31 protein-coding genes are annotated in these 26,263 nt (G+C 60.6%); 12 read left to right on the forward strand and 19 right to left on the reverse strand.

Going from position 1 to position 26,263, the window contains the following annotated elements:
- Window positions 1–138: 138 nt before the first annotated feature.
- Window positions 139–624, forward strand: a complete 486-nt coding sequence (locus CCGE525_RS19865) for a hypothetical protein (protein ID WP_120705780.1) — start codon at window positions 139–141, stop codon at window positions 622–624.
- 6 nt (window positions 625–630) lie between these two features.
- Here CCGE525_RS19865 and CCGE525_RS19870 read toward each other — a convergent pair whose 3' ends face one another.
- From CCGE525_RS19870 to tsaD, 7 genes are all read right to left on the reverse strand, one after another.
- On the reverse strand, window positions 631–1,281 hold the full coding sequence (locus CCGE525_RS19870) for a class I SAM-dependent methyltransferase (protein ID WP_120705781.1): 651 nt from the start codon (window positions 1,279–1,281) through the stop codon (window positions 631–633).
- A gap of 21 nt (window positions 1,282–1,302) precedes the next feature.
- Window positions 1,303–1,734: an EVE domain-containing protein gene (locus tag CCGE525_RS19875; RefSeq protein ID WP_120705782.1), complete on the reverse strand. Its 432-nt coding sequence runs from the start codon at window positions 1,732–1,734 to the stop codon at window positions 1,303–1,305.
- Between the two features lie 2 nt (window positions 1,735–1,736).
- Window positions 1,737–2,030, reverse strand: coding sequence for a YciI-like protein (locus CCGE525_RS19880; protein WP_120705783.1), 294 nt, complete (start codon window positions 2,028–2,030; stop codon window positions 1,737–1,739).
- Window positions 2,031–2,097: 67 nt separating this feature from the next.
- Window positions 2,098–2,532 (reverse strand): PIN domain-containing protein, encoded by a 435-nt coding sequence (locus CCGE525_RS19885; protein ID WP_120705784.1) that lies wholly within the window; start codon window positions 2,530–2,532, stop codon window positions 2,098–2,100.
- Complete coding sequence (locus CCGE525_RS19890; protein WP_120705785.1) at window positions 2,529–2,828, reverse strand: hypothetical protein; 300 nt, start codon at window positions 2,826–2,828, stop codon at window positions 2,529–2,531. Before CCGE525_RS19890 ends, CCGE525_RS19885 begins: the two co-directional genes overlap by 4 nt.
- A gap of 57 nt (window positions 2,829–2,885) precedes the next feature.
- Window positions 2,886–3,875: an NAD(P)H-dependent glycerol-3-phosphate dehydrogenase gene (locus CCGE525_RS19895; RefSeq protein WP_120705786.1), complete on the reverse strand. Its 990-nt coding sequence runs from the start codon at window positions 3,873–3,875 to the stop codon at window positions 2,886–2,888.
- Window positions 3,872–4,969: a tRNA (adenosine(37)-N6)-threonylcarbamoyltransferase complex transferase subunit TsaD gene (gene tsaD, locus CCGE525_RS19900; protein WP_120705787.1), complete on the reverse strand. Its 1,098-nt coding sequence runs from the start codon at window positions 4,967–4,969 to the stop codon at window positions 3,872–3,874. Before tsaD ends, CCGE525_RS19895 begins: the two co-directional genes overlap by 4 nt.
- A gap of 84 nt (window positions 4,970–5,053) precedes the next feature.
- On the opposite strand from tsaD, the gene hemC reads away from it, so the two are divergent.
- From hemC to CCGE525_RS19930, 6 genes are all read left to right on the forward strand, one after another.
- Window positions 5,054–5,983, forward strand: a complete 930-nt coding sequence (gene hemC, locus CCGE525_RS19905; RefSeq protein WP_120705788.1) for a hydroxymethylbilane synthase — start codon at window positions 5,054–5,056, stop codon at window positions 5,981–5,983.
- A gap of 6 nt (window positions 5,984–5,989) precedes the next feature.
- A complete protein-coding gene (locus CCGE525_RS19910; protein WP_120705789.1) occupies window positions 5,990–6,721 on the forward strand; it encodes a uroporphyrinogen-III synthase in 732 nt (243 codons plus the stop codon).
- Window positions 6,722–6,800: 79 nt separating this feature from the next.
- Window positions 6,801–8,072, forward strand: coding sequence for a COG4223 family protein (locus tag CCGE525_RS19915; protein WP_120705790.1), 1,272 nt, complete (start codon window positions 6,801–6,803; stop codon window positions 8,070–8,072).
- Window positions 8,073–8,087: 15 nt separating this feature from the next.
- Window positions 8,088–9,692, forward strand: a complete 1,605-nt coding sequence (locus tag CCGE525_RS19920) for a heme biosynthesis protein HemY (RefSeq protein WP_120705791.1) — start codon at window positions 8,088–8,090, stop codon at window positions 9,690–9,692.
- Window positions 9,693–9,704: 12 nt separating this feature from the next.
- Window positions 9,705–10,190 carry a tellurite resistance TerB family protein gene (locus CCGE525_RS19925; protein WP_120705792.1) on the forward strand — a complete coding sequence of 162 codons (486 nt, stop codon included), beginning with the start codon at window positions 9,705–9,707 and terminating at the stop codon, window positions 10,188–10,190.
- Window positions 10,183–10,914: a glutamine amidotransferase gene (locus tag CCGE525_RS19930; protein ID WP_120706513.1), complete on the forward strand. Its 732-nt coding sequence runs from the start codon at window positions 10,183–10,185 to the stop codon at window positions 10,912–10,914. The genes CCGE525_RS19925 and CCGE525_RS19930 overlap by 8 nt, the downstream gene beginning before the upstream one ends.
- 11 nt (window positions 10,915–10,925) lie before the next feature.
- Here the strand turns inward: CCGE525_RS19930 and CCGE525_RS19935 are convergent, their stop codons facing one another.
- The gene (locus tag CCGE525_RS19935; protein WP_120705793.1) at window positions 10,926–11,546 is read right to left on the reverse strand and encodes a poly-gamma-glutamate hydrolase family protein; all 621 of its coding nucleotides are present in this window, start codon (window positions 11,544–11,546) and stop codon (window positions 10,926–10,928) included.
- A gap of 10 nt (window positions 11,547–11,556) precedes the next feature.
- Complete coding sequence (locus tag CCGE525_RS19940; protein WP_120705794.1) at window positions 11,557–12,813, reverse strand: MFS transporter; 1,257 nt, start codon at window positions 12,811–12,813, stop codon at window positions 11,557–11,559.
- 112 nt (window positions 12,814–12,925) lie between these two features.
- Between CCGE525_RS19940 and CCGE525_RS19945 the strand changes: the two genes are divergently transcribed.
- Together CCGE525_RS19945 and CCGE525_RS19950 are read left to right on the forward strand one after the other, a co-directional pair.
- Complete coding sequence (locus tag CCGE525_RS19945) at window positions 12,926–13,249, forward strand: YggT family protein (protein ID WP_120705795.1); 324 nt, start codon at window positions 12,926–12,928, stop codon at window positions 13,247–13,249.
- A complete protein-coding gene (locus tag CCGE525_RS19950) occupies window positions 13,246–13,560 on the forward strand; it encodes a DUF167 domain-containing protein (RefSeq protein ID WP_120705796.1) in 315 nt (104 codons plus the stop codon). The genes CCGE525_RS19945 and CCGE525_RS19950 overlap by 4 nt, the downstream gene beginning before the upstream one ends.
- Here CCGE525_RS19950 and ppa read toward each other — a convergent pair whose 3' ends face one another.
- The 7 genes from ppa to CCGE525_RS19980 form a co-directional block, all read right to left on the reverse strand.
- Entirely contained in the window at window positions 13,561–14,097 is a 537-nt protein-coding gene (ppa, locus tag CCGE525_RS19955; protein ID WP_120705797.1) for an inorganic diphosphatase, read from the reverse strand.
- A gap of 228 nt (window positions 14,098–14,325) precedes the next feature.
- Window positions 14,326–14,832, reverse strand: a complete 507-nt coding sequence (locus CCGE525_RS19960; protein ID WP_120706514.1) for a GNAT family N-acetyltransferase — start codon at window positions 14,830–14,832, stop codon at window positions 14,326–14,328.
- Between the two features lie 207 nt (window positions 14,833–15,039).
- Window positions 15,040–16,857: a translational GTPase TypA gene (typA, locus tag CCGE525_RS19965; RefSeq protein ID WP_120705798.1), complete on the reverse strand. Its 1,818-nt coding sequence runs from the start codon at window positions 16,855–16,857 to the stop codon at window positions 15,040–15,042.
- Complete coding sequence (locus tag CCGE525_RS38375) at window positions 16,820–17,035, reverse strand: hypothetical protein (RefSeq protein WP_162950223.1); 216 nt, start codon at window positions 17,033–17,035, stop codon at window positions 16,820–16,822. Before CCGE525_RS38375 ends, typA begins: the two co-directional genes overlap by 38 nt.
- A 38-nt stretch (window positions 17,036–17,073) precedes the next feature.
- Window positions 17,074–17,955, reverse strand: coding sequence for a transglutaminase-like domain-containing protein (locus CCGE525_RS19970; RefSeq protein WP_120706515.1), 882 nt, complete (start codon window positions 17,953–17,955; stop codon window positions 17,074–17,076).
- 103 nt (window positions 17,956–18,058) lie between these two features.
- Window positions 18,059–20,122, reverse strand: coding sequence for a M3 family metallopeptidase (locus CCGE525_RS19975; protein ID WP_120705799.1), 2,064 nt, complete (start codon window positions 20,120–20,122; stop codon window positions 18,059–18,061).
- A gap of 97 nt (window positions 20,123–20,219) precedes the next feature.
- Window positions 20,220–20,861, reverse strand: coding sequence for a LysE family translocator (locus tag CCGE525_RS19980; RefSeq protein WP_120705800.1), 642 nt, complete (start codon window positions 20,859–20,861; stop codon window positions 20,220–20,222).
- Between the two features lie 159 nt (window positions 20,862–21,020).
- Here CCGE525_RS19980 and CCGE525_RS19985 point away from each other — a divergent pair, with 159 nt between their 5' ends.
- Window positions 21,021–21,503 carry a MarR family winged helix-turn-helix transcriptional regulator gene (locus CCGE525_RS19985; protein ID WP_120705801.1) on the forward strand — a complete coding sequence of 161 codons (483 nt, stop codon included), beginning with the start codon at window positions 21,021–21,023 and terminating at the stop codon, window positions 21,501–21,503.
- 76 nt (window positions 21,504–21,579) lie between these two features.
- On the opposite strand, the gene CCGE525_RS19990 is transcribed toward CCGE525_RS19985, so the two are convergent.
- Complete coding sequence (locus CCGE525_RS19990; protein WP_120705802.1) at window positions 21,580–22,803, reverse strand: argininosuccinate synthase; 1,224 nt, start codon at window positions 22,801–22,803, stop codon at window positions 21,580–21,582.
- 239 nt (window positions 22,804–23,042) lie between these two features.
- Between CCGE525_RS19990 and CCGE525_RS19995 the strand changes: the two genes are divergently transcribed.
- Both CCGE525_RS19995 and CCGE525_RS20000 read left to right on the forward strand, forming a co-directional pair.
- Window positions 23,043–23,897 carry an SDR family NAD(P)-dependent oxidoreductase gene (locus tag CCGE525_RS19995; RefSeq protein WP_120706516.1) on the forward strand — a complete coding sequence of 285 codons (855 nt, stop codon included), beginning with the start codon at window positions 23,043–23,045 and terminating at the stop codon, window positions 23,895–23,897.
- Between the two features lie 63 nt (window positions 23,898–23,960).
- Complete coding sequence (locus CCGE525_RS20000; protein ID WP_120705803.1) at window positions 23,961–24,602, forward strand: LysE family translocator; 642 nt, start codon at window positions 23,961–23,963, stop codon at window positions 24,600–24,602.
- Here the strand turns inward: CCGE525_RS20000 and CCGE525_RS20005 are convergent.
- Window positions 24,586–25,014, reverse strand: a complete 429-nt coding sequence (locus tag CCGE525_RS20005; RefSeq protein WP_120705804.1) for a hypothetical protein — start codon at window positions 25,012–25,014, stop codon at window positions 24,586–24,588. The genes CCGE525_RS20000 and CCGE525_RS20005 overlap by 17 nt on opposite strands.
- 5 nt (window positions 25,015–25,019) lie before the next feature.
- A complete protein-coding gene (gene rlmN / locus CCGE525_RS20010) occupies window positions 25,020–26,255 on the reverse strand; it encodes a dual-specificity RNA methyltransferase RlmN (RefSeq protein WP_120705805.1) in 1,236 nt (411 codons plus the stop codon).
- Between the last annotated feature and the right edge of the window lie 8 nt (window positions 26,256–26,263).

Raw genomic sequence — 26,263 nt, forward strand, 5'->3', positions numbered from 1 at the left:
TTTAGCGAGTGCGCAGAAACGACATTCTCCGATTGGCCGCCCCATACGATTTTCCCGTCCACCGAGTGGACTTAACGCCTTTCTTGCGGCACTCTGCTCTTCATATTTTGTTAAGGATTTAGAGCGCGAGGCGAACCCATGGGACGGCATCTTTTCACGGCAACAACGCTCGTTTTGGCGGCAGCCGCCGCTCTTTCGTCGGTATCGGCCTCGGCGGACGACTTTCGCCGCGGACACCGGCCGTTCCTCCCGTCGGGCCCCGTTTCGTTCCACCACTCCCGCCTTGTCGCATTCAATCATTCCCGCCTTGTTCCGTTCCACCATTCCCGCTTTGTTCGGTTGCAGGAAATCTCCTGGCCGCAGCGCTACGGGCAGCCGCAGCCAGCCAGAATCATTCTGATGGATCCGCAATATGCGGCAAGTGCGGGTACCTATGCCGGCACGACCAGTGTCTATCAGGCCGACGGCGGGACCTATGTCCTAGGCTATGGCGGAAATGGAGGCTATGGCGGATATCAGAGCCAACCCGCTACGCCGTTGAAGCCGCGGGCCAAAGTCATCAATGTCAGACTCGCCCGCAATGCCTGCTCCTATGAAGCAGGCGTCTGCGTGATTCGTCCCTGACGGTCGTTAACCGGCGAGAAATCGCCAGACCGTCGTCTTCTTCACTTCGCTATCCTCCAGTGCCCGCGTCACCGGCACCTGATACGTGGCACGGGCCTCCAAATGATCCTTGGGGAGGTAGGCTCTTCCCGGATCGCCCACCAGAACAAGATGGCCCTCTCTTGCCAGTTGCCGGAACCAGGGAATCAGGCGGTCGGTGAAATCGCGATCGTAAAAGACATCACCGGCAAGAATGACGTCGGCATTCGGCGTCCGGCCAATGAGATCGTCACCGGTGAAATCGAGCGTGACCCCGTTCTCCACGGCGTTCAACCGTATCGCCGTCTCCGCCCAGGGATCGATATCGGCGGCGAGCGCATGGCTGGCACCTGCAAGCTTCGCCGCAATCGCGACGAGGCCGGAGCCGCTGGCGAAATCCAAAACCCTTTTTCCGGCGACCTCATCGGGATGATCGAGGATATAGCGTGCAAGCCCCTGTCCGCCGGCCCAGGCAAAAGCCCAGAAGGGTGGCGGCAGGCCGATCTCTTCGAGTTCCTCCTCCGTTTTCAACCAAAGATCATGGGCTTCGCTCGCCAGGTGCAGCCGAATTTCCGGCACATGCGGCGGCGCCATGAGACTGGTGTTTGCACGGATGAAACTCTCAGGATCCGTCTTCAAATCGTCCTCGAGTCAGAGGTTTCAGACAGGAGGATTGTCGAGTTCGCCCATGCGGCAGACTTCAAGATATTCCTCCTCGGTCACCGGCTGCACGGAAAGCCGCATCGAGGTGACAAGCGCCATCTGCGAAAGCTTCGGATTGGCCTTGATGTCCTTCAGAGACACCGGCTTCGGCATATCGCGCACGGCACGAATATCCACGCAGTCCCAGCGCGGGTCGTCCTTGGCAGTCGAATCGGGATGCGACAACGCGCAGACCTCAACGATGCCGACAATCTCCAAACCCTCATTGGAATGATAAAAGAATCCCTTGTCGCCGAGCTGCATCGCCCGCATGTTGTTGCGGGCGAGATAGTTGCGCACGCCGGTCCACTCCGTGCCCTTTTCGCCGGCTCTTTTCTGCGCTTCCCAGGACCACGAGGCCGGTTCGGATTTATACAGCCAATGCGCCATGCTCATGCCTCCGGATTGTTGAAGACCCAGTTGAACGGCTTGATCTCGACGCTCTCGAACAAGCCGGCCTTTGTATAGGGATCGGAATCGGCAATCGCCTGTGCTGCTTCGATCGTTTCGACGCTGACGATGACCAGGCTGCCGTTGGGCTTGCCTTCGGCATCGAGGAAAGGACCCGCCATCTTCAAAATACCTTCGGCATTGAGCTTGTCCAAATGCGCAAGATGCGTGGGGCGGGTGTCCATACGGACATTCAGATGGCCGGGCTTGTCCTTGCAGACAAAAGCAAACAGCATGATTTTATTCTCCTATGCAAATCAGCAGATTATTGGGGACGATGGATAAAGCCTCATCCACCGAAGGTCATCTTGTTTCTGCGCGAATCGGATTGATAATATCGAGACCCCAAAAATCAGCCTCATTATGCGTGACGATGACGCATTCATTCGCGATTGCGACAGATGCGATCAACATATCCATCGGGTCACGCTGTCGCCCCGCCGTCCGCCCATCCGCCATAAGTTGCGCCCACATTAAGGCAGCACTCTCGTCGAAGGGAAGAATTCGCCCGGCAAAATACGCCAGCGGTCCTTGTGCGCCGAGAAACCAGGTTTCGAGGTCTTCGCGTTTACGCCCTGCCGGCATGATCAGAATACCGCGCCGAATCTCGGCGATCGTGGACGCTGCAATGAAGAGATCGTCATCCATTTGAACTTGAAGCCATTTGGCAAGATCAGGTGACGGCTCTGGTTTGATCGTATTGCTTATAATGTTGGTATCGAGCAAATAACGGGTCAAAGATCGATCTCGCGCACTTTGCCACGAACCCGTTCAAGATCGATATCCGCGCCGACGAGAGGCGAGCTGCGCAGCCAGGCATAAACGCCACCTGTCTTCGGCGGCTCGCCGGAGATCGTCCTGGTCACCACATCGCGGATGCGAGCCGACTCAGCCCCTCCTTCCGCCAAACGCCGCGCCAGCGAGCGAATGAGGGCGCGGTCGCCGTCAAGGCCAAGCACCTCGAAGCGAGCCAAACCACGCTCACCAAGACGGGAACGGTAATTCTGGATCGCGCGCTTTTGTGAGCTGCTCATCGTGGCCTCCGGTTATATCCAGTAATATATCCAGCGCGCCACAGATGTTCAAGTTTCCTATTCCGTCGTGATCGGCCGCGTCATCAATTGCTCGATTGCCGTTGGGATATCCAGCTTGCCGTCGATGATGGCCGAGACCGCTTCGGTGATCGGCATATCGACGCCGAGCCCCCGCGCCAGGCGTGCGGCGATGGAGGCGGCATAAGCGCCCTCGACCAGCTCTCCATGCGATGGATCGGCCGTCTCGCCGTGGCCGAGCGCGATACCGAAGCGCAGGTTGCGGGACTGGTGGCTGGTCGCGGTCAATACGAGGTCGCCGAGGCCGGAAAGCCCGCGCACCGTCTCCGCCTTGCCGCCCTTGGCGGAAACGAATCGCGACATTTCCGCCAAGCCGCGACTGATCAGCGCCGCGCGTGCCGAATCGCCGATGCCACATCCTTCGACAATACCGCAGGCGATCGCGAGCACATTCTTCAGCGCGCCGCCGAGCTGCACGCCGACGCGATCCGAAGACGCATAGAGACGGAATGTCGGCCCTGAAATCGCCTGTGCCAACCGTTCCGCCACCGCCATATCCGCAGCCGCGATCGCCATTGCCGTCGGCAAGCCCTTCGCAATGTCGCTGGCAAAGCCCGGTCCGGAGAGAACAGCGATGGCGTGGCGCGGCAATTCCCGCTCCAACATGTCGGTCAAGAGATCGCCGGAAACCTTGTCGATACCCTTGGCGCAGGTGACGACCACGGCATCCTGCGCGAGATAAGGCCCATAATGACGTGCCGCATCCGCCTGGGCTTGCGATGGCATGGCAAAGAGCACGATGCCGGCGCTTGAAATCGCGTCAGGCTCGGCGGAAAATTGCAGCGAATCCGGCAAATCGATGCCCGGCAACGCCGTGTCGTGCATCCGATCAGCCCTGAGATCGGCCATCAGCGCAGCATTGCGCCCGACCAGCGTCACCTGGCTCTTGCCGGTCAAGGTGATGACGGCGGCGAGCGCCGTGCCGAAGGCACCGGCGCCGACCACCGCGATGCGTTCATTATCGCTCATGCCTTCGCTCCTCGTTTGCCGTGCCCTAAAAGAGTTTCCGCCTTCTGATCGAGCGGCCAGCGCGAGCGCGGCTGCACATCAAGACCATCAGGCGCTGCACCCGTCGCCATGCGCTCCAGCCCCGCCCAGGCAATCATTACCGCATTGTCGGTGCAGAGCCTCAGCGGCGGCGCGATGAAGCGGAAACTATTGTGGTCGCAGAGTTCCTGCAGCGTGCGGCGCAGCTCGAGATTGGCAGCGACGCCGCCGGCAACCACCAGCGCCGGCTTGTCCGCCGTCTTCGGAAATTCCTTTTTGAAGCGCTGCAGGCCGCGCCCGATCCGGTCCTTCAACGTGCGCGAGATCGCCCTCTGAAAGGAGGCGCAGATATCGGCGATGTCCTGCTCGGTGACCGGCGCTATCGCCGTTGCCGCCTGTCGCACAGCAGTCTTAAGGCCGGAAAAGGAAAAATCGAGCCGAGTCTCGCCGACCAGCGGCCGCGGAAAATCGAACCGATCCGGATCGCCGTTCTTCGCGGCCTCTTCGACCGCCGGGCCGCCGGGATAGGGCAGACCGAGCAGCTTCGCCGTCTTGTCGAAGGCTTCACCCAGCGCGTCGTCGATGGTTGTACCCCAGCGCTCATATTCGCCGACACCGCGCACCAAAATCAGTTGCGTGTGACCTCCGGAGACGAGCAGCATGAGATAAGGAAAGGTGAGACCATCCGTCAGCCTTGCCGTCAGTGCATGGCCCTCTAAATGGTTGATTGCGTATAGCGGCTTGCCGGTTGCCCTCGATATCGCCTTGCCGGTCATCAGCCCGACGAGCAGGCCGCCGATCAGACCGGGACCGGATGTGGCGGCGATGGCATCGACATTGGAGAGCGACACATTGGCGCGCTTCAGGGCTTCGTCGATCAATGTATCCAGCGCCTCGACATGCGCCCGCGCAGCAATTTCCGGCACCACGCCGCCATAGGCGCTATGCTCGTCCAACTGGCTCAAAACCACGTCGGAGGCGACTGTGGCGGTGCCGTCATCCCGGCGTTCGACGATGGCCGCGGCGGTTTCGTCGCAGCTTGTTTCGATGCCGAGAATGCGAAGAAAGGGCGCCATGGAAGCTGTTCGTTGCCTGTTGGTCGATTGCGATGAAGCGAAAATATGGTTACGGGAACTGTCGGTAACAACGGATCAAAGCGGATGCAAACAAAACCTTTCCGGATTGGCACGCGCGGCAGCCCACTTGCCTTGGCGCAGGTGCACGAGGTCCGCGACCGCCTGATGGCCGCGCATGGCCTGCCTGAGGAAATGTTCGAGATCGTCGTTCTGACCACCAAGGGCGACCGCATCACCGATCGTTCCCTGGCGGCGATCGGCGGCAAGGGCCTGTTCACCGAGGAGCTGGAGCAGAGGCTGAGTTCGGGCGAACTCGATTTCGCCGTCCATTCCGCCAAGGATATGGCGACGAAGCTGCCGGAAGGACTAGCGCTATCGGCGTATCTTCCGCGGGAGGATATCCGCGACACCGTCATCGGTCGTACGGCGCCGAGACTGATCGATCTGCCGCACGGCGCAACCGTTGGTTCCGCGTCGCTGCGCCGCCAGGCGCTCATCCGCCGCCTGCGTCCCGATATCAACGTCATCACCTTTCGCGGCTCGGTCGAAACCCGCCTGCGCAAGCTGGAGGAAGGCCAGGCCGACGCGACGCTATTGGCGCTTGCCGGCCTGAAGCGGCTCGGCAAGGTGGATGTGATTACCGACATTCTCGATCCCGACGAATTCCCGCCGGCGCCGGCCCAGGGTGCGATCTGCACCGAAAGCCGCACGAGCGATGACAGGGTCAACGACCTGCTCTCCGCCATCAATGATGGTCCGACCTTCGACACCGTCTCCTGCGAACGCGGTTTCCTGGCGGCGCTCGATGGCTCCTGCCGCACGCCGATCGCCGGCTATGCCGTCTGCGAGGGGGACCATATCAGGTTCTTCGGCATGATCCTGACGCCCGATGGCCGGCAGGTGCACACCACCACCATCGAAGGCCATCGCCGGGACGCCGAGGCGCTTGGCACAAATGCTGGCCAGGCGATCCGTGCCGAGGCCGGCAGCACCTTCTTCGAAGATTGGACCTGACATCCAATGCGCGTCGTCGTCACCCGTCCCGCACATTCGGGTGAACGTACCGCCCGGCGGCTTGCGGAGATGGGTCATGAGCCGGTGCTTTTGCCGCTGGCAGAACCGGTGCACGATGCCGAGGCGGCTCTCAAGGCGTTGGAAGAAACAAACGGCTCTATCGTCATCACCAGCGCCGAAGTCACGCGTGTCCTGAAACATGTACAGCAGTCGTTAAAGCTGCTTTTCCACCGGCCGGTTTTTGCGGTCGGCGCCGCGACAGCACGGGCCGCCCGGGAGATCGGCTTCGAGGTCGTGGTGGGCGTTAGCGGCGGCAACGGTGCGCAACTAGCAGATCTGATTATCGAACACCCGCCCGAATTCAGAGAGTCGCCACTTCTCTATCTCGCAGGCTCCCCGCGCGCAGCCGGCTTCGAGACACAACTGACAGAGTTGGGGATCGCATTCCGAACAGTCGAGTGTTACCGGATGAAGGAAATCATACCCGACGCTGGGATGCTTACCCGTCTCCTTGTCGAGATTCCGGCGGACGCGATTCTCTTTTATTCCCGCGAAACCGCGCGCCGCTTTTTCGCCCTGCCCTTTCTGCACGAGCAGACCGATAGCTTGGCGCAGACGCGGATACTCTGCCTCAGCGAAGCGATTGCCGAAGTGGTGCCGGCGGCCCTGCGGTCTCTTGTGGAAATCGCCGCCGTGCCGGACGAAGACAGCCTTCTGGCGCTTCTGGCTGCGAAGTGAGGTCGCAATTTTGATCTAAGCTCTTTCCATAATCGACTTGTCTGTCTACTTTCGCTGCAGCGCATGAAAAGAGGACCTCATGGTATCGGGAAACCCGCCAAACCATTCGAAGCCCAACGACGAGCCGATCACGATCGACCTGGAAGCTGAGGAAACCACTCGGGCCGCGGCGTCCAAGGAGATGACGGAGCGCAATCATAGCGAGCCCGGCAACAGCCCGCCCGCCGATGAGGCAGAAGTGCCGCTGGAAGCCGAGAAGGAGCCGGCGAAGGAAGACATCGACGAGCCCGTCGCAGACGCTGCGGCAGATGAGCCCAAAGCCGCGGCCGAGCGGGAGCCCGAGCCTTCCCGCACCGAGCAAACCTCCGTTTCCCCGCGACAGCAGGGCACAACGTCAGGTCTGATCGCCGCAGGCATTGTCGGCGGCCTGATTTCCCTCATCTGCGTCGGCGCCATCCAGTATGCGGGCCTCTTGCCTGGTGGCAGGGCTGCGAAGGACAATGGGGCCAATATAGCCGCGCTCACAGCCGAAATCGACGGGCTGAAGCAGACGGTCTCCAATCTCGCTGCCGCCCCCGCGGCAACACCTGACGCCGCCCTTACCGCCCGCGTCGCCGCACTCGAAGCGGCGGCCACAAACAACACCGCCGCCGCAGGCGGATCGTCCAGTACCGGCAGTGCCGATACCGACCAGAAGCTCGCCGCACTCAGCGCCGAAGTGGAACAACTGAAGGCGAGCCTCGCTCAGGCGGTGCAAAGTCAGGCTTCGTCCGACGCCGATGTCAGCAAGCGCCTTGACGATGCCGAGAAGAAGCTGAACGCGCCGAGCCAGGAAAGCGCTGTCGCCCGCGCCATCGCGGCCGCGGCGCTGAAGGCGGCGATCGATCGCGGCGGTCCTTTTCAGCCTGAACTCGATACCTTCGCCAACGTCGCGCCCAATGACCCCGCCGTCGCCGATCTGAAAGCTTTCGCGCAGACCGGCATTCCCTCGCGCGCCGATCTCATTCGCCGCGTATCCGACGTCGCAACAGCCATCGTCGGTTCGGCACAGCAGGACGACCCGAACCAGAGCTGGAGCGACCGCTTGCTCACGAGCGCCAAATCCTTGGTGCAGGTGCGCCCGGTCGGCAATGTCTCCGGCGACAGTGTCGCGGCCATCGCCGCCCGCTTCGAGGACAAGGTCAAGAACGGCGATCTGCCCGGTGCCGTGACCGAGTGGAACAGCCTGCCGGATGCAGCCAAATCGGCCTCGGCCGCCTTCAAGCAATCGTTGGAAGCTCGTATCCGCGTCGAGGATCTGGTCGGCGAAGCGCTGTCGAAAGCTATCGCCGACACGGGAAAACAGAGCTGAGGACGGGGTGAGAGAATGTTCAGACTGCTTATTTTCGCCGTTCTCGTCCTAGCACTCGGCTATGGCTTTTCCTGGCTGGCGGATCGCCCCGGCGATCTTTCGCTGGTCTGGGGCGGCGAACTTTACCAGACCAAGCTCATCGTCGCAGCCGCCATCCTGATCGCGCTCATCGCCGCCGCCATGGTGGTCTGGTGGTTCATCCGGTTGATCTGGACCTCGCCCCAATCCGTCACCCGCTATTTCCGCGCCCGTAAGCGCGACCGCGGCTATCAGGCGCTGTCGACCGGGCTGATCGCTGCCGGGGCCGGCAATGCGCTGCTGGCCCGCAAGATGGCGGCGCGCACGCGCGGCCTCATCCGTGCCGACCAGGAGCCGCTGATCAACCTGCTTGAAGCCCAGGCAGCGTTGATCGAGGGCAAGCATGACGAGGCCCGCCAAAAATTCGAGTTGATGGCCAACGATCCGGAAACCCGCGAACTCGGCCTGCGCGGCCTCTATCTCGAAGCCAAGCGGCTTGGCGCTCACGAGGCAGCACGGCAATATGCCGAAAAAGCGGCCGACAAGGCCCCCTATCTGCCTTGGGCAGCGCAGGCGACGATGGAATACCGCAGTCAGGCCGGTGATTGGGACGAGGCCATCAAGCTTCTCGACCAGCAGAAGATTGCTCGTGTCATCGATAAGGACACCGCCAACCGCCAGCGCGCCGTGCTGCTGACGGCGCGCGCCAACGACAAGCTCGAAGGCGATCCGTCCGGTGCCCGAGACGATGCGCTGGCAGCGCTGAAACTGTCTCCCGATTTCGTGCCGGCCGCGCTGACGGCCGCCAAGGCATTGTTTCGCGAAGATAAAGTCCGCAAGGCCGCATCCATTCTCGAGCAGGTCTGGAAGACAGGGGCAAATCCGGAGATCGGCAAGGCCTATGTCCGCGCCCGCAGCGGCGATTCCGTTGGCGATCGCCTGAAGCGCGCCGAACGGCTGGAGTCGATCCGCCCGAACAATGTCGAAGCGCTGCTGATCACGGCAAAGGCGGCGCTCGACGCCCGCGACTTCGCCAAGGCCCGCGCCAAGGCCGAGGCCGCGGCCCGCATCGATGCCCGCGAAGGCGCCTTCCTGCTGCTGGCCGATATTGAAGAGGCCGAGACCGGAGATCAGGGCCGCGTTCGCCATTGGATGGCACAAGCACTGCGCGCGCCGCGCGATCCGGCCTGGGTCGCCGATGGCTTCATTTCCGACAAATGGCTGCCGCTGTCGCCGATCACAAGCAGGCTCGACGCCTTCGAATGGAAGGCGCCTTTTGGCCAGCTTGAGGGGCCGGTGGAAGAGGGTACGGCCGTCTCGGTCGATGCCGCGCTGAGATCGCTGCCCCCGGTGCGCGAGGCGGTATCTGCAACCACCGCGACAAAATCGGCCTCACCAACAGTTGCTTCGCCGGCTGCTGGTGCATCTGTTATAGAATTGGAACAGATCGTGACGAGGCCGGCGCCAGCCGCATCCGCCGCCAAATTCGAGCCGGCCAAGGAGCCGGAACCACGACCCTTCTTCGGCGGTGCGCCGGATGATCCGGGCGTGAAAGATCCCAAGTTTGAACCGGAACCCAAGACACGGCTCAAACTCTTCTAAGAATGGAACCGAATGTTCGAACGCTTTCAGGAATTCTTTCAGAACCTTACCAAGGACCACCCCAAATCCGGTTTTGCTCCAGACGATCCCCGCATCGCGGTTGCGGCGCTCTGTTTCCAGGTCATGGAGGCGGACGGCAAGATCGAGGAAAGCGAGAAGAAGCGGCTACGCAAGCTGCTGAAGACCCAATACGGTCTCGATGGCCGCCAGCTCGATGCGCTGATCGCGGCGGGCCAGCGGGCCGAGAGCGAGGCGGTCGATTATTATCGCTTCACCTCCGACCTGAAGCGTCACCTCAATAGCGAACAGCGCCTCGAGCTTCTCGGTATCCTCTGGGACATCGTCTATGCCGATGGCGAACGCAGCGAAATGGAGGACCATGCCATCTGGCGCATTGCCGATCTCATGGGCATCTCCGACCGCGAACGCGTTATGAAACGCCAGGAGGCAGCCGCCCGTGCGCCGGGGCGCAAGGTGGAGACCGGGGATGATGATTGAGGCCCCCGAGGGGAGCAGGCATCGCCCCGTATTGATCGTCTTGCACCAGGAGCGCTCCAGCGCCGGCCGCGTCGGCCAGATGCTGCTGGACAAGGGCTACAATCTCGACATCCGCCGGCCGGTGCTCGGCGACGGACTGCCGACGACGCTGGAAGGTCATGCCGGCGCGGTGGTCTTCGGCGGGCCGATGAGCGCCAATGATCCCGACGATTTCGTGAAGGCTGAGATCAATTGGCTCGACGTGCCGCTGAAGGAAAACCGCCCCTATCTCGGCATCTGTCTCGGCGCACAGATGCTCGCCCGCCACCTCGGCGCCAAGGTCAAGGCCCGTGACGACGGCAAGACCGAAATCGGGTGGTATCCGCTGCAGCCGACGGAAAAGGGGCGGCTTTTGATGCGCCACTGGCCACAGATGGTCTACCATTTTCATCGCGAAGGTTTCGACCTGCCGCACGGCGCCGATCTGCTGGCGACAGGCGAGACCTATCCCAACCAAGCCTATCGCTATGGCGCCAATGCCTGGGGTCTGCAGTTCCACGCGGAGCTCACCCGCGCCATGATGCAGCGCTGGGTGGTGCACGGCGAGCACCGCTTCTGCATGCCGAACGCCCAGAAGGGCCGCGAGCATCTGGAGGGCCGCATGATCTTCGATCCGCCGCTCAAAGCCTGGCTATCCGAATTCCTCGATTTTGTTTTCGAGGGCAAACAGGCGATGGCAGCCTGATCGGCAGGGTCTTAACCGGCCGCAAGAGCAAGGTCGAATTGATCGATCACATGGCGAACAGCCGCTGCATACCGCTTCGGCTTTTCCGCGTCAGCCACGAAAACATCCCTCATGTATCTCGGGATCTCAAGCTGGACGCCGACCTGCCACTTGCCACGATTGCAGATGTTGCCGATGGAAGTTCCCGCAAGCGCCTCGCCTTTCGCTCTCGCAGCGGCCGCAAAACCATCACGACGCAATGCCTCCACAATCCGGTCGCGAAGCAATATGTCGAGACCGCCAACCCAAGTTGTCTCCGGATCGTCACGATCAGTTCGGCCATGAATGGCAACGACAATCAATGACTTGAACACCAGGCCATCAGCTATCGGCTCGTCGAAACTCTCGGAAGTGACGTGCAGTTCGTGATGCAGCCTGTTCGCGTCCAATCCCTCGAAGCAATAGGACGAAAAGCTCCTGCCCGCGATCTCCAGAGCAATCTCGGAAGTGGCGGGCTCGATGAAGCCACCGTGGGGAGCGATGATGGCAACATGTGACGATCGATCCTCGATGCGGATTCGATAGTCGACGCCCTCGGTCTCGCGCTCGCTAAGCGCAGAAAACGAACTGTATCGATCCGCCTGCCTTGCCATTTCGCAACCCTCACGCCAGCTGCGGCTCGCCCTCGCGGTCCGGCGCGTTCAGACTGTCGATCTGGCGCAATTGCGGGAAGCCGCTCGCCCAGATGATGGCCACGGCCAAGGTGCCGATGCCGCCGATGACCACGGCAGGGACGGCGCCAAAATAATGCGCCATAGTGCCCGCACGGAACTCGCCGAGTTCGTTCGATGCGCCGACGAAGACCATGTTCACGGCATTGACGCGGCCGCGCACATGATCCGGCGTCCAGAGCGTGATCAGCGTTTCGCGGACATAGACCGAGATCAGATCCGACGCGCCCATGATGGCGAGCGCCGCAATCGACAACCACGGCGTATGCGAGATGCCGAAAATCAATGTTCCCAGCCCAAACATCCCGACGCCGATGAACATGCAAATCCCTGCCCGGTGCCGGATAGGATAGGTCGCCAGAAACAGGCCCATGGCAATGGCGCCGAAGCTCGGAGCAGCGCGCAACAGGCCAAGACCCCAAGGACCGAGCGTCAGGATATCGCGTGCGTAGACCGGCATCAGTGCCACCGCACCGCCGAGCAACACGGCAAAGAGATCGAGTGAAACGGCGCCGAGCACGACTTTTTCCGACCAGATGAAACGGAAGCCGGCGAGGATTTCGTTCAGGCTCCGCGCTTCATGGGCGGTGCGCTGCTGCGGTTTCGGAATGAGGAAAGTCAGCAGCGAGCCGGCGGCAAAGAACAGAACGGCAACGCTGTAAGAAATAGTGGGACCGATACCGTAGAGCAGGCCGCCTGCGACAGGGCCGAGAATGGCGGCCGCATCCCAGGACATGGAATTCCAGGTCACCGCGTTCGACAGGTCTTTGGGCGGAATGAGATTCGGCGCCAGCGATTGCGTCGCCGGCGTCATGAAGGCGCGCTCGACACCGAAGACGGCGAGGATCAGGAAAACCGGAAGCGGCGCGAAGGTGCCGGAAACAGTCAGAAACAGCAAAGCCGCCGTACAGATCGTGCCGACGAGAATGCAGACGGCCGCCACCATACGCCTGTTATAGCGGTCGGCGACCGTGCCGGTCACCAGGATCAAAAGGAGTGAGGGGAGGAACTGCACCAGACCGATCAGGCCGAGATAGATCGGATTGCCGGTGTGGTCATACATCTGCCAGCCGACGGAGACGCTGACAACCTGGGTGGCGAAAGCTGTCAGAAAACGGGCAAAGAAGAAATAGGTGTAGGCGATATGCCTGAATGCGGCAAACCGGTCTCCCCTGGCAACCAACGACATGAGATGAGACTCTCCGGCCAGGGTAAATGCGCAGAACGCGCGCCCGGCCTGTTAAACATGATTCAGCGTGCTTCAAAGCATGGGACTTGCCCGTTAAGTCGCCAATGTCTACATGTCTGTCAACCGCGAAATGGAGACGGATATGCTTGCCTTATTTCAAACCATTGATCTGGCTTTGAATCTTTATACCTGGGTGCTGATCGCGAGTGCCATTTTCTCGTGGCTCTATGCTTTCAACGTCATCAATTCGAGCAATCAGTTCGTCAACTCGGTTGGAAGTTTTCTCTACGCGGTCACGGAGCCTGCGCTGCGCCCGATCCGCCGCATATTGCCCGATCTCGGTGGCATCGACATTTCGCCCATCATCCTGCTGCTGATCATCTTCTTCTTCCGCTCCCTGATGTGGAACACGCTTTACCCGATCTTTGGCCGGTGAGTGGGGCTTGGCAGGTTTTTACCGACCACGTGCGGCTGTCCGTCCGGCTCACGCCCAATGGCGGGCGTGACGCGATCGATGGCGTCGAGACCGGCGCCGACGACGAGTCCTATCTCAAGGTACGCGTTTCCGCGGTGCCGGAAAAGGGCAAGGCCAACAAGGCGCTGATCGTGCTGCTTGCCAAGAAACTCGGCATTGCCAAATCCGCAGTCAGCCTGATTTCCGGCGATACGGCGCGTAAAAAAATCCTCCGGATCGACGGGGACCCGGAGGATTTGATCGGCAGACTAAAAGCTGTGCTGCAGAACTGATCAGGCCTTCGCCTTCTTGGCGCGCTCGATAGCTTCAAGAATGAGCTCACCGGCTTCCTTTGAGCCCTTCCAACCGTAGATCTTCACCCACTTGCCGGGCTCCAGATCCTTGTAGTGCTCGAAGAAATGCTCGATCTGCTTCAGCGTGATTTCCGGCAGGTCGGTGTGTTCCTTGACCTTCTCGTAGCGCAGCGTCAGCTTCGGCGAGGGAACGGCGATGATCTTTTCGTCCTTGCCGGAATTGTCTTCCATCATCAGCACGCCGATCGGGCGCACGTTGATGACGCAGCCCGGGACCAGCGGACGGGTGCTTGCGATGAGGACGTCGATCGGATCGCCGTCTTCGGAGAGCGTGTGCGGGACGAAGCCGTAATTGCCCGGATAGGTCATCGGCGTATAGAGGAAACGGTCGACGACCAGCGTACCGGCCTCCTTGTCCATTTCATACTTGATCGGATGACCGCCGACCGGAACTTCAACGATGACGTTGACGTCTTCGGGCGGGTTCTTGCCAATGGAAATCGCGTCGATGCGCATGCGTCTCCCCTAATAAGGATGGTTGCTGCAGCCAGATAATCGGATTCATGACGCAACGCAACAAGGCATTGGCGCGACGCGGGATTTTAATCGACCGTCGCGGAGAACGTCGCCGCAGGTGGCCTTAGCGCATGTCGCGCAAAAGTGCGCAGCGATTTTGCGATAACGACATGCGCAAAATCAAGAGCCTAAAGCGCAAGGAGCGAGTCTGAAAGACCGCGACACGCTTTAGGGCCAGACGAAGCCGATCTTCTTGAGCTGCTTGCGGTCGAAGGTCTCGATGCCCTCGCAGAAATCTACTCCACCCTGACCGCGATAGAAGTGGTCGGCATTCTCGTTTTCCTCAAGGCACCAGACGACCAGCCCCTTGCAGCCGAGCGATTTCAACAGCCGGCGCGCTTCGCCGAAGAGAAGCCGGCCAAGGCCGATGCCCTGATATTCCGGGCGAAGATAGAGTTCGTAGATCTCGCCTTCCTGCGGCAATGCGCGAGCGCGGTTGAGACCGAGCGTGGCGTAGCCGGCGATCTCGCCAGCAACATCGAGAACCAGAAGTGTGGCCGGGCCGCTGGTCGCCTTGCGCCACCAAGCTTCGCCGCGGCGCTCGATCATGTGGCTGAGCGCGCGATGCGGAATGATGCCGGTATAGGTGTACTGCCACGACAGGCGATGCACCTCGGAAATGGCCCGGGCATCATGCGGTTCAGCCCGCCGAACATCAATCGACAACGTCTTCATAACGGCTACTCTGGTCCCGCCAGCGAAAATTAACCATCCACGAATCATGCGGATCAGCAACTTGCCCACAATCTTTATCCGTGGACGGCTGCTGAAAATTAACGCATTTTTAACCTTTGCCACAAGGGCTCAAAAATCGAACACACAAAATAAAACCCCGGCACAATGGCCGGGGTCAATTCGTCCGAAGCGGTACAAGTCGCTCAATTATGCGTAGCGAGCCTTCTCGAAACGCTTACGCTCGTTCGGATCGAGGTACATCTTGCGCAGGCGGATCGACTTTGGCGTAACTTCGACCAGTTCGTCGTCTTGAATCCAGGAGAGCGCGCGATCGAGCGTCATGCGGATCGGCGGGGTCAGCTTTACGGCTTCGTCCTTGCCGGCGGCGCGGATGTTGGTGAGCTTCTTGCCCTTCAGAACGTTGACTTCGAGGTCGTTGTCTCTGGAGTGGATGCCGATGATCATGCCGGCATAGACCTTCTCGCCGGCGTCGATGATCATCGGGCCGCGATCTTCCAGGTTGAACAGGGCGTAGGCCACGGCTTCGCCGGCTTCGTTGGCGAGCAGCACGCCGTTCACACGGCCACCGATTTCGCCCTTGTATGGCTGATAGTCATGGAACAGACGGTTCATGACGGCCGTGCCGCGCGTATCCGTCAGAAGTTCCGACTGGTAGCCGATCAGGCCGCGGGTTGGGGCCAGGAAGACGAGACGAACGCGGTTGCCGCCCGAAGGACGCAGCTCGGACATTTCAGCCTTACGCTCGGACATCTTCTGCACGACGATGCCGGAATGCTCTTCATCGACGTCAATGACGACTTCTTCGATCGGCTCGAGAAGCTCACCGCTCTCGTCCTTGTGCATGACGACGCGCGGACGCGACACGGCAAGTTCGAAGCCTTCGCGGCGCATGGTTTCGATCAGAACGGCAAGCTGCAATTCGCCGCGGCCGGAAACGTAGAACGAATCCTTGCCTTCGGCTTCTTCGATTTTCAGCGCGACGTTGCCTTCGGCTTCCTTGAACAGGCGGTCGCGGATGACGCGCGAGGTGACCTTGTCGCCCTCGGTGCCGGCATAGGGGCTGTCGTTGACGATGAAGGACATGGTGACGGTTGGCGGATCGATCGGCTGGGCGATCAGCGGCTCGCTGACCTGCGGATCGCAGAAGGTGTCGGCAACCGTGCCTTTGGAAAGGCCCGCGATGGCGACGATATCGCCTGCCTGCGCTTCTTCGATCGGCTGGCGCTCGATGCCGCGGAAGGCGAGGATCTTCGAGATACGGCCGTTTTCGATGAGGTTGCCGTCAGCACCCAGAACCTTGACGGCCTGGTTCGGCTTGATGGAACCTGAATGGATGCGGCCGGTAATGATGCGACCAAGGAAGGGGTTGGCTTCCAGGATGGTGCCGATCATGCGGAACGGACCTTCGCCGACAGTCGGCTCCGGAACGTGCTTGACGACGAGATCGAGAAGCGGTCCGAGACCTTCGTCCTTCGGGCCTTCCGGCGAATAGTTCATCCAGCCGTTACGGCCGGAACCGTAAAGGATCGGGAAATCGAGCTGCTCGTCAGTTGCGTCGAGATTGGCGAAGAGATCGAAAACCTCGTTGATCACTTCGTCGGCACGGGCGTCCGGACGATCGATCTTGTTGATCGCGACGATCGGACGAAGACCGACCTTCAGCGCTTTGCCGACGACGAACTTGGTCTGCGGCATCGGGCCTTCGGCGGCGTCGACGAGAACGATCGCGCCATCCACCATCGACAGGATACGCTCGACCTCACCGCCGAAGTCGGCGTGGCCGGGGGTGTCGACGATGTTGATGCGGGTATCCTTCCAGACAACCGAGGTCGCCTTGGCGAGAATGGTGATGCCGCGTTCCTTTTCCAGGTCGTTCGAGTCCATGACGCGTTCGGCAACGCGCTGGTTCTCGCGGAAGGAGCCGGACTGCTTCAGAAGCTCGTCGACAAGGGTGGTTTTCCCATGGTCAACGTGCGCGATGATCGCGATGTTGCGAAGTGCCATATGTCTTAATCTCTGAGGCTGGGGCGCTGTATAAAGCAAACAGGCCAATTACATTTGGCGCGCTCATACCCTTTTTTTCGCGTTTGCGAAAGGGGGGAGGCGCGAAAGCGGCAGCAAGCTTGCCTTCAGCCTCTGCCAGCGGCTGAATTTCGCGTTGTTCAACAGCAAATGTCATCAACAGGAATCTCGGCAGCTACCCCATGCCCGCTGTTACGGTCACGCCGCTGCAATATTCTCCATCTGCTTGCGCACGCCGTTAAATACCTGCGCCGGCACGCGCAAACTGACATCCTCCTGATAGAGTGCCCGGACTTCGCCGAAACGTTCGTCCACTTCGATTGTCAGCGCAGCGAGTCGATCGAACAATGCCAAGCGAACCGGAGATATCTCTTCCTCAGGCCGCGGCATCGGCCCCCAGTTGTCCCAGGGAAGCATCTCCATTTTGTTGAGCGCGGCGAAGTCTCGGACAAGATTCATCGCAATGAACCAGAAGCCCGACTCGTCGAAGATGCCAAAGATGCCGGGATCTGCATTGCCGGCTCGGCAGCGTTGCCAGGCTTCGCCGGCCCTGAGGAATTTGCCCGGCGGCAGGTCAAGCGGCTCGAAATCGAGCTTCAATGCGGCACGCTGGAGATCGTCAATCTGGAAATCTGCAGACACCCAGCGTCGCCCGTCCCAATATTCCGTGATCCAGTGATCGATGCCCTTGCCAGCCTCGAAATACATTCCGAAGCCGCAGCGGGCGCGCGCTGGCACGCCCTGAGCCCGTAGCGCTGCGCACGCGAGCACCGCGAAATGGCGGCAAACGCCGATGCGCCGTTTGGCGGGCGGACGCGGGACGCCAAGCGGCGCGGGATCGATCTCCATGATAGCATCCAGTATCTCCCGCGCGGGCCTCGTGTGAGATTGCGCCCTCCGCGCCGGCGTGAGCTCCTGATGATATCGCGGCGCCCAGGCATCATGCAGCAGCACGCCGTGCACAGCCGCAGCAACGCCCTCGACTCCGTCGAGCGCCGCAAGGGCTTGAGCATGCGGCCCACCGGAGGTCATCTGGCCGGGCCGCATATAGTACTCGAAAAGGCCATCGGATCCGCTCATATCGCGCACCATGATTAAATTGCCGCATCGAGAGCAGGGGTCTATCGCCCAGGTCCTGCAGACGTATTTACCACCGAACAGCGCAATTTCGCAGGCCGGACATTCAGGCCGCCAGCCCCTTCTTGCGTAGCATCGCGTCCGGGCTCGGCAGCTTGCCGCGGAAAGCCTTGTAAGCATCTTCCGGGTCGATGGAGCCGCCCACGGAATAGATATTAGCCTTCAGCTTCGCGGCCGTCTCGGGATCAAAGGCGTGGCCGGTTTCCTCAAAGGCAGAGAAGGCATCCGCATCCAGCACCTCCGACCACATGTAGGAATAATAGCCGGCCGAATAACCGTCACCGGCAAAGACGTGCTGGAAGTGCGGTGTGGCGTGGCGCATGACGATCGATTTCGGCATGCCGATCTCCGACAGCACCTCGGCCTGCACGGCCATCGGGTCTTCGACGGGACCGCGGGTGTGGAACGCCATATCGACGAGCGCCGACGACGTGAATTCGACAGTGTTGAAACCGGCATTGAAGGTGCGGGCGGCGAGAACCTTGTCGAGCAGAGCTTGCGGCATCGGCGCGCCGGTCTCGTAGTGCACGGCATATTCCCTAAGGATCGCCGGTACCGTCAGCCAGTGTTCATAAAGCTGCGACGGCAATTCAACGAAATCGCGGGAAACGCCGGTGCCCGAAACCGAGGGATAGGTGACGTTGGAAAGCATGCCATGCAGCGCATGGCCGAATTCGTGGAACAATGTTCGCGCGTCGTCGAGCGACAGCAACGCCGGTTTGCCTTCGGCGGGCTTGGCGAAATTGCAGACGTTATAGATGATCGGCAGTTCGCCGATATGGCCGTTCTTCAGCGGCAATTTATGCTGCGACTGAAACGAGCTCATCCAGGCGCCGGAGCGTTTCGAGCTGCGGGCGAAATAGTCACCGAGGAACAGCGCCACCAGCTTGTCGGAGCGATCGCGGATCTCGAAGACCCGGACATCGGGGTGATAGGCTGGAACACCCTTCTGCTCGACGGCGCGGATACCGAAAAGGCGGCCGGCGACATCAAAGCAGGCGGCGATGATCTTTTCGAGCTGCAGATAGGGCTTCAGCTCCGTTTCCGAAAAATCGAATTTCCGCGTCCTGATTTTCTCGGCATAGTGCCGCCAGTCCCAGGGCATAACCTCATGATTGCGGCCCTCCTCGGCGATCAATGCGGCAATATCGCCCTCTTCCTCACGAGCACGTTCCGCCGCCTTTGCCCAAACCGCCATCAGGAGCTGGTTTACCGCCTCCGGCGTCTTGGCCATGGTGTTGTCGAGCTTCAGTTCGGCATAATTGCCATAGCCGAGCAGCTTGGCCTTCTCGGCCCTCAGCGCCAGCGTTTCCTTGATGATGTTGCGATTGTCGGTCCCGCTGCCATTCGCACCCCGCGCCACCCATACCTTGAAGGCCTGCTCGCGCAGATCGCGACGCTCGGACGACGTCAGGAACGGCTCTATGATCGAGCGCGAAAGGGTAACGGCATATTTGCCCTCTTCGCCACGTTCTCGTGCCGCCGCCGCCATCGCATCCCTCAGAAAATCTGGAAGGCCGGCAAGATCGGCCTCTTCGGAGAGGATCAGCGCCCAGCCCTTTTCATCGGCAAGAACGTTCTGCCCGAACTGCGCGCCGAGGCCTGCCAGCGTCTCGTTGATCTTCGCAAGCCGCTCCTGTTCCGCCTTCGGCAGCTTGGCGCCCGACTTCACGAAGCCCTTCCAATGCCGTTCCAGCACGCGGGTCTCTTCCAGCGTGAGGCCGAGGTCCTCGCGCGCTTCCCATAGCGCATCGATGCGGGCGAAAAGCGCAGCATTCATACCGATCTTCGAATAATGCCGCGACATCTTCGGTGCGATCTCACGCTCCAGGGCCTGGATGACCTCGTTGGTATGCGCCCCCGCCCGGTTCCAGAACAGAGAAGACACCCGCGACAGCTCGTCACCAGCGATTTCGAGCGCGGTGACGGTGTTGGCAAAGGTCGGCGCCTCGCCGTTGTCAGCGATCGCATCGATCTCCGCGTCATGGGCCGCAAGAGCGGCGTCAAACGCAGGCGCAAAATCGGAGTCTTTCACGGCGTCGAAACGCGGCAGGCCCTGATGTCCGGTCCATTCGACGAGCGCGGGGTTGACGGCGGTTTGGGAAGACATGCGAGAGGTCCTTTCGGCAGGCATCTGATCGAAGCACGATATAAGACCCTCGCCGCCAAATTGGTATGGCGAGGGCGGAACAAGTGATGAGGAATGGTCAGGCTTTACGCCAACCGAGCAAGCCGGGCGTCGCATGCCATAGCGCCTGCGCCGCAAAGCCCATAAACAGCACCCCAGAGCAGCGCACAATCAGTCGCTCGTGAGCTCTATAGAAACGCCGGACCGCGCCCGCGCCGATAATGCCGATAAGGATGATATCGGCGGTGATGAAGCCGACTAATGAAATGGCGAGCAACAGCGGCAGCGCGCTAAACGTCAATGCACCGGCCGAACCCGCCACCAGCGCGGTAAACGTCGCCAGCGCCACGGGATATCCTTTCGGATTGGTGACGCCGAAGATCAGGCCACGTCGGAAGGGGCGGTCGACATTAAGCAACGCCTTGCCATCCTTCTTCGGCTTGGCGGTGAAAGCACTCCAGCCGATCCAGGCGAGATAGAAACCACAGAGTAAGCCGAGCACGTCGAACACGACGGTGCCGATAGTTTTCGCGCCGACGATTGCAACCAACGCGAGCGATGACCAAATGATGTCCCCGACCAAATGACCGCACATGAAGAAAGCACCGGCCTTGCGCCCCTGCCCCGCACCGATGCCGAGCAGCGCCAGGAAAGCCGGGCCGGGAATGAGCACATAGAACAGCGCCGCCAGGAAGGCGCCGACGATAAGTGATTGTGTCATATTGGAAGTTCCCGCTGGTGATCGGGACAGATTAGCAACGCATCGAATCGGGTCAAGCTAAACAAGTCTCTTGAAAAAGGAAGAATCCGTTGAATTTGGGGGGCGAAATCACTAAAGATTGATCGGGGACCAAAAACAAGCGTAGGTAGGGAAGCGCTTATGAGCAGCAGGATAGATACGGATTCACTTGCCTTTCTTGTGGCGGATTGCGCCCGACTAATGCGAGCTGCATTCGAACGGCGCATTATGGCTGCCGGACTCGGTTTGACGGCAGGTGAAGCGCGCACGCTTATCCAGGTCGCCGCCGTCAACGGCAGCCGTCAGCTCGACATCGCCACACGCATGGGGCTGGAGCCGATGACGGTCAGCGCCTTTCTCGACAAATTGCAGGCGCGCGGCCTGATCGAGCGTCAGCCCGATCCGCTCGACCGTCGTGCCAAGCGCATCGTGTTGTCGGAAGCGGCGGGCGCCAAGCTGAAGCAGATCGGTTGCGAGATTTGCGCGGTGGAAAAGGATGCAATGCAAGGCTTCGACCACTGCCTGCAGGATGATTTGCATCATGCGCTCCGCACCTTCCGCAGCAATCTGCAGAACGCGGAGGTGCCGGCAGAGATGGAACGGGAATTGAGGGCCGTCGAGTAGTTCCGGCACTTCTCGAATCCATAAAAAAACCCGCCTCCGGCAATCGGAAGCGGGTCGTTTATTGCTGGAAATCTGATTATTTCAACAGATTGCGTTTGCCGAGCGTGCGCAGACGCAGAGCATTGAGCTTAATGAAGCCAGCCGCATCCTTCTGGTCGTAGGCACCCTGATCGTCTTCGAAGGTCACCAGCTTGTCGGAATAAAGCGACTTCGGGCTTTCGCGGCCAATGACCATGACGTTGCCCTTGTAGAGCTTCAGCGTCACTTCGCCTTCGACATGCTCCTGGCTCTTGTCGATCAGCGCCTGCAGCATTTCGCGTTCCGGCGAGAACCAGAAGCCGTAGTAGATCAGCTCGGCGTAACGCGGCATCAGCTCATCCTTGAGGTGAGCGGCGCCGCGATCGAGCGTGATGGATTCGATGGCGCGGTGGGCGGCGAGCAGGATCGTGCCGCCGGGGGTTTCGTAGACGCCGCGCGATTTCATGCCGACATAGCGGTTCTCGACGAGATCGAGGCGGCCGATGCCGTTGTCACGGCCGTAATCGTTGAGCGTCGCAAGCAGCGTTGCCGGGCTCATGCGCTGACCATTGATCGAAACCGCATCACCCTTTTCGAAGCCGACCTTGATGACGGTTGCCTTGTCGGGAGCGGCCTCCGGTGAAATCGTGCGCATGTGTACATATTCCGGCGCTTCCTGCGACGGATCTTCCAGAACCTTGCCCTCAGACGAGGAGTGCAGCAGGTTGGCATCGACCGAGAACGGCGCTTCGCCCTTCTTGTCCTTCGCGACCGGGATCTGGTGTTTCTCAGCGAATTCGAGCAGGTCGGTGCGGCTCTTGAACGACCAATCGCGCCACGGGGCGATGATCTTGATGTCGGGGTTCAGCGCGTAGGCCGACAGCTCGAAGCGAACCTGGTCGTTACCCTTGCCGGTCGCACCATGGGCGATCGCATCGGCCCCGGTCTTGCGGGCAATATCGATCAGATGCTTGGAGATCAGCGGGCGCGCGATGGACGTGCCGAGCAAATAGACGCCTTCATAAACGGCATTGGCACGGAACATCGGGAAGACGAAATCGCGCACGAATTCCTCGCGCACGTCCTCGATATAGATCTCCTTGATGCCGAGCATCTCGGCCTTCTTGCGCGCTGGCTCCAGCTCTTCGCCCTGACCGAGATCGGCGGTGAAGGTGACGACTTCGGCGCCGAGCTCCGTCTGCAGCCACTTCAGGATAATCGAGGTGTCGAGACCGCCGGAATAGGCGAGAACGACTTTCTTCACGTCTTTATGTGATGCCATGGTGATGAGGTCCGTTTCAATGCGAGCCCGCGGAGAGGCCCGCTAACCCTGTATCGCGGCACTTTTAGCGAGATTATCGCGAGGCGCAAGGGGAACGACAGTCGGTTCGTGTCGCCTTTATGACGAGGAAGGCGAGTGGGACCGATTTGGTTCTGGAACAGGCGATTTCGATTTGACACATCAAATCGAGGGATCATATCTCCAGTATGCAGACAACACTTTTGGGGAAGGCGACGCTCGTGACTGATATTCAAGAGATTTTCAAGAAGGCCAACGTTGCCGTCATCACCGGCGGCGCCTCCGGCATCGGGCTTGCGGCGGCGAAATATTTCGCAAAGCTCGGCATGAGCGTCGCCATCGCCGATCTCGGCCGCGATCGGCTAGCCGCCGCACGCGCCGAGCTCGTAGCGATCGCCGGCGACGACCAGGTCATGGCCGTGGAGACTGACGTTGCTCATAAGGAACAGTTGGAAGCCCTCGAACGTGCCGTCCTGCAGCATTTCGGCCGGGTGCATGTGCTGATGAACAATGCCGGCATCGGGCCGGAAACCTCGATCTTCAGCTCGCAGCCCGGCTGGGACAACATTCTTGGTGTCAATCTTTTGGGGGTCATCAACGGTACGCGCGTTTTCGGACCGGGCATGCTGGCCCATGGGAAGCCGGGCCTGATTATCAACACCGGTTCGAAGCAGGGCATTACCACGCCGCCCGGCAACCCGGCCTATAACGTCTCAAAGGCGGGTGTGAAGGTCTTCACCGAGGCGCTGCAGCACGAGCTGCGCAACACCGCAGGCGCCAAGATTTCCGCGCATCTCCTGATCCCCGGCTTCGTCTTCACCGGCCTCACCAAGGGCGATCGCCAGGAAAAGCCGGCGGGAGCCTGGACGCCGGAACAGACGGTCGATTTCATGGTGGAGAGCCTCAAGCGCGGCGACTTCTACATCCTCTGCCCGGACAATGATGTTGCGCGGCCGACGGACGAGCGCCGCATGCTCTGGGCCGCCGGCGATATCATCGAAAACCGCCCGCCGCTGTCGCGCTGGCATCCCGACTATGCCGACAAGTTCAAGGCATTCCTGGAAAAGAAGGATTGATTTGCAAAGTACAGAAAGCCGGATAAAAACGTTGATCCTTTTATCCGGCTTTCGGAGCATGTCATGGACTTCATTCCCAGCCTGCCGACCCTTCTCGCCTTTTCGGCAGCAAGCCTGCTGCTGGCGATGACGCCCGGCCCCGATATGACCCTGTCGATCAGCCGTGCCTTGGCGCAGGGCAAGAAGGCAGCACTTTTCGTGGTCCTCGGCACCAGTCTCGGCATCGTCGTCCACACATTCCTGGTGGCTTTCGGCGTTTCAGCGTTGATTACCGCATCGCCGCTTGCCTTCACCATTCTGAAAACCGGCGGCGCCGCCTACCTGCTGTGGCTGGCGATCCAGGCGATCCGTTTCGGTTCCAGCCTATCGGTCAAGAAGGTCGACGAGGCCAGGGGCACGCCGCTCACCAACGTCTCGACCGGCTTCTGGGTTAATCTGCTGAATCCGAAAGTCATCATCTTCTTCATGACCTTCCTGCCGCAGTTCGTCACGGCGGGCGATCCGGCCGTCACGCACAAGCTCCTGTTCCTGGGCTTCTTCTTCATCCTGATCGGCATGCCGGTCAACACGATCGTCGTCCTCGCCGCTGATGGCCTGGCTTCCTGGCTGCAGAAGAACCGCAGCGTGATGCGTGGCCTCGACTATACCTTTGCCAGCGTCTTTTCGATCTTCGCGGTGAAGATCTTCCTCACCCATTCCCGTTGAGAGCAGGGTTGTGTCCCGCAAACCGGCCAGCGATCCACCAATAGACAGTGGCACTGATGGCTCCAACAAAAGCAAAACAAACGACGACGGTGATCAGGTTCAGGGTCTGCGGCCCTTCCAGATTGCCCGAGATGAGAACCGACGCCACCGCCGACAGCAAGGCGCCATAGATGGCGTAGCCGTACCAACGGCGCATGCCGCGCCATTCGAAAATCGCAATGACGACGAGCGATGGCAGGATGCTGACTATGATTGCCAGCTTGGTCATCGCGACTGTCAGCGCGAACAATTCAGGAGCGGCCATCCCTGGCATCGTCCAGGCCGCAACGCAGGCCAGCACGAAGCCCATCAGAACACAGGCTCCGAGATAGCCCCAAAGGAGCCGCATCGGCCTGCGCAATCCGAGAAGCATCGATCTCAATCCTCGCCGTGGTTGGCGATCATCATCGCTTCGAAGGCCAGGCGTTCGGTCTTGCGCATGCGCTCCGATTCCGACTTCAACTGGCCGCAGGCGGCGAGGATATCGCGGCCGCGCGGTGTGCGGATCGGCGAGGCGTAGCCGGCCGCATTGATGAAATCGGCAAACTTCTCTATTTGCTCCCAGTCGGAGCATTGGTAATTCGTGCCCGGCCACGGATTGAACGGGATGAGATTGATCTTGGCCGGAATGCCTTTCAGAAGCTGGACCAGGCCCTTGGCATCTTCGAGGCTGTCGTTGACACCCTTCAGCATCACATATTCGAAGGTGATGCGCCGGGCATTCGAAAGGCCGGGATAGGCGCGGCAGGCATCCATCAGCTCCTTCAGCGGATATTTCTTGTTGATCGGCACCAGCATATCGCGCAGGTCATCACGCACCGCGTGCAGCGAGATTGCCAACATAACGCCGATCTCGTCGCCGGTGCGGTAGATTTCGGGCACGACGCCGGATGTGGAAAGCGTGATGCGGCGCTTGGAGAGCGACAGGCCATCGCCATCGGAGGCGATCAGCAGCGCCGTCTTGACGCTCTCGAAATTGTAGAGCGGTTCGCCCATACCCATCATCACGATGTTGCTGACCTTGCGGCCCTCGGCGGGCATGACCGTCCCTTGCGGCGCCTCACGGTCCGGAAAATCGCCAAGCCGGTCACGCGCGAGAAGCAATTGCGACAGAATCTCCTCCGCCGTCAGGTTACGGACGAGGCGCTGCGTACCGGTGTGACAGAACGAACAGGTGAGCGAACAGCCGACCTGGCTGGAAATGCAGAGCGTGCCGCGGCCCTCTTCCGGAATGTAGACCGTTTCCACTTCGACCGGCCGGCCGGCTCCGCGCGGCGGGAAGCGCAGCAGCCATTTGCGGGTGCCGTCGTTGGAAACCTGTTCCTCGACGATCTCCGGGCGAGCGATGGTGAAATGCGTCTTCAGCATTTCGCGCATGTCCTTGGAGACATTCGCCATGGCATCGAAATCGGAGACGCCGCGCACATAGATCCAGTTCCAAAGCTGGCTGACGCGCATCTTGATCTGCTTGTCGGCGACGCCCTTTTCCTTGAGTGCCGCACCCATTTCCTCGCGCGTCATGCCGATCAGCGACGGTTTCGGCGAAAGCTCGACCGGCTGCGACACGGGCATCGGCTTCAGCTTGGGTGAGGTCATGACATCGATCGCGGACATAGGATCAT

The organism is Rhizobium jaguaris, assembly GCF_003627755.1.
Taxonomy (GTDB): Bacteria; Pseudomonadota; Alphaproteobacteria; order Rhizobiales; family Rhizobiaceae; genus Rhizobium; species Rhizobium jaguaris.

Coding starts and splice junctions, on each gene's coding strand:
- CCGE525_RS19970 (WP_120706515.1), bottom strand. CDS start 17,955: ATGAGCGGATCCGATGGCCTTTTCGAGTACTATATGCGGCCCGGCCAG.
- CCGE525_RS19875 (WP_120705782.1), bottom strand. CDS start 1,734: ATGGCGCATTGGCTGTATAAATCCGAACCGGCCTCGTGGTCCTGGGAA.
- CCGE525_RS19975 (WP_120705799.1), bottom strand. CDS start 20,122: ATGTCTTCCCAAACCGCCGTCAACCCCGCGCTCGTCGAATGGACCGGA.
- typA (WP_120705798.1), bottom strand. CDS start 16,857: ATGGCACTTCGCAACATCGCGATCATCGCGCACGTTGACCATGGGAAA.
- CCGE525_RS19990 (WP_120705802.1), bottom strand. CDS start 22,803: ATGGCATCACATAAAGACGTGAAGAAAGTCGTTCTCGCCTATTCCGGC.
- CCGE525_RS19925 (WP_120705792.1), top strand. CDS start 9,705: ATGTTCGAACGCTTTCAGGAATTCTTTCAGAACCTTACCAAGGACCAC.
- ppa (WP_120705797.1), bottom strand. CDS start 14,097: ATGCGCATCGACGCGATTTCCATTGGCAAGAACCCGCCCGAAGACGTC.
- CCGE525_RS19920 (WP_120705791.1), top strand. CDS start 8,088: ATGTTCAGACTGCTTATTTTCGCCGTTCTCGTCCTAGCACTCGGCTAT.
- CCGE525_RS19930 (WP_120706513.1), top strand. CDS start 10,183: ATGATTGAGGCCCCCGAGGGGAGCAGGCATCGCCCCGTATTGATCGTC.
- tsaD (WP_120705787.1), bottom strand. CDS start 4,969: ATGGCGCCCTTTCTTCGCATTCTCGGCATCGAAACAAGCTGCGACGAA.
- CCGE525_RS20005 (WP_120705804.1), bottom strand. CDS start 25,014: ATGCTTCTCGGATTGCGCAGGCCGATGCGGCTCCTTTGGGGCTATCTC.
- CCGE525_RS19985 (WP_120705801.1), top strand. CDS start 21,021: ATGAGCAGCAGGATAGATACGGATTCACTTGCCTTTCTTGTGGCGGAT.
- CCGE525_RS19980 (WP_120705800.1), bottom strand. CDS start 20,861: ATGACACAATCACTTATCGTCGGCGCCTTCCTGGCGGCGCTGTTCTAT.
- CCGE525_RS19935 (WP_120705793.1), bottom strand. CDS start 11,546: ATGGCAAGGCAGGCGGATCGATACAGTTCGTTTTCTGCGCTTAGCGAG.
- rlmN (WP_120705805.1), bottom strand. CDS start 26,255: ATGTCCGCGATCGATGTCATGACCTCACCCAAGCTGAAGCCGATGCCC.
- CCGE525_RS19880 (WP_120705783.1), bottom strand. CDS start 2,030: ATGCTGTTTGCTTTTGTCTGCAAGGACAAGCCCGGCCATCTGAATGTC.
- CCGE525_RS19960 (WP_120706514.1), bottom strand. CDS start 14,832: ATGAAGACGTTGTCGATTGATGTTCGGCGGGCTGAACCGCATGATGCC.
- CCGE525_RS19895 (WP_120705786.1), bottom strand. CDS start 3,875: ATGAGCGATAATGAACGCATCGCGGTGGTCGGCGCCGGTGCCTTCGGC.
- CCGE525_RS19945 (WP_120705795.1), top strand. CDS start 12,926: ATGTCTGTCAACCGCGAAATGGAGACGGATATGCTTGCCTTATTTCAA.
- CCGE525_RS19910 (WP_120705789.1), top strand. CDS start 5,990: ATGCGCGTCGTCGTCACCCGTCCCGCACATTCGGGTGAACGTACCGCC.
- CCGE525_RS19865 (WP_120705780.1), top strand. CDS start 139: ATGGGACGGCATCTTTTCACGGCAACAACGCTCGTTTTGGCGGCAGCC.
- CCGE525_RS20000 (WP_120705803.1), top strand. CDS start 23,961: ATGGACTTCATTCCCAGCCTGCCGACCCTTCTCGCCTTTTCGGCAGCA.
- CCGE525_RS19890 (WP_120705785.1), bottom strand. CDS start 2,828: ATGAGCAGCTCACAAAAGCGCGCGATCCAGAATTACCGTTCCCGTCTT.
- hemC (WP_120705788.1), top strand. CDS start 5,054: ATGCAAACAAAACCTTTCCGGATTGGCACGCGCGGCAGCCCACTTGCC.
- CCGE525_RS19915 (WP_120705790.1), top strand. CDS start 6,801: ATGGTATCGGGAAACCCGCCAAACCATTCGAAGCCCAACGACGAGCCG.
- CCGE525_RS19940 (WP_120705794.1), bottom strand. CDS start 12,813: ATGTCGTTGGTTGCCAGGGGAGACCGGTTTGCCGCATTCAGGCATATC.